The organism is Aggregatilinea sp. (assembly GCF_036822615.1).
GTDB lineage: Bacteria > Chloroflexota > Anaerolineae > Aggregatilineales > Aggregatilineaceae > Aggregatilinea.
The window spans coordinates 67,397-68,515 of record NZ_DAISHJ010000019.1 but is presented as its reverse complement, the minus strand read 5'-3'; the positions used below and the strand labels follow the sequence as shown (position 1 = coordinate 68,515).

Annotated in this window: 2 protein-coding genes; both read left to right on the top strand. The window is 70.4% G+C overall.

Annotated features, from left to right (window positions below; all coding sequences use genetic code 11):
* Window positions 1-612 (top strand): ATPase, T2SS/T4P/T4SS family (locus V7116_RS08665; protein ID WP_324391507.1); only part of this gene is annotated, 612 nt, incomplete at its 5' end.
* A gap of 46 nt (window positions 613-658) precedes the next feature.
* A partial coding sequence (locus tag V7116_RS08660) for a hypothetical protein (RefSeq protein ID WP_324391506.1) occupies window positions 659-1,119 on the top strand: 461 nt, incomplete at its 3' end.

Below are 1,119 nucleotides of genomic sequence, written 5' to 3'. Positions count from 1 at the left end.
GGGCACGGGCTGTTGATCGTGGGCGACGTGAGCACGGGCAAAACCACGCTGCTCGGCGCGCTTGCGGCGGAACTGCCGGACGACGCTCGGATCGTGGCGGTCGAGCGCGCGGCGGAGATCGCGCTGCCGCCCGCGATCGAGTGGCACACGCCAACGCCGGACGATCCTGCTTCGTTTGGCGATATTCTGCGGGGCGCGGTGGACGACGGACCGGACTGGCTGTTGATCGATGAAGTGCGCGGCGAAGATTCGGGGGCAGTGTGGCATCTGCTGGCCGAAGCGGAGGCCGAACCGGGCTGCATGTGGGTCTTTCGCGGCGATCCCACGCCCGACCGCCTGCGCAGCGCGCTGACCATGCTGATCCGGCGCGACCAACCCGCTGTCGAACAGGGTTGGATTCACCGGGCGCTGGCCGAGCGGCTGCCGTTCGTGGCCGGGCTGCGGGTCATCGACGGCGCGCCGCGCCTGACGTCGATCGGCGAGTGGGCGCTGGACGACAATGACGGCGACCGCCTGGAGCTGCGCCCGATCATGACGTGGCAGGACGGCGCGCTGCGCGCCCTGACGCCGCCCGCGCGGTGGTTGGATCTGCCCGGCGACTTTTGGACGTGACACTATCCTCTCTTCTGCGCCATTCCTTGCCGTTGGAGTAGCCCTTATGCCTAGGCGATTTGTGTTGATCCTCGCTGTCATGGTGATGGTCGTTGGCTTGCTGCCTATACGTCCGGCTATTCCGGTGTCCGGCGCGGCGGACGCGCCGCTGGCGTCGCTGGTCGCGATCGTGTTCCCCGGCGCTGACACGCCGACCGATTTCGGCGTCTACCTGGGGCACGGGCTGGTGCTGACCAACTGGCATCCCTGGACCGCGGCGGGGCAGGGCTATCTGGACGGTGCGCCGCCCTCCCCGGGGCGCGAAGTGCCGGAATATGACGCGGACGGCGTGGCCGATCCCGGCGAGCGCGCGCTGGACATGGCCGACTGCGACGGGACGCTCACCCCGCTGGACGAGGCGGGCGCGGACTGTACGCCGCTGACCCGCATCGCGGGGGCGGCGTTCGCGTTTCCGCTGGCTGGGACGCGCGCCCAGGCTGGTCCGGACGCCGGGGCGCTCTCCGGTGC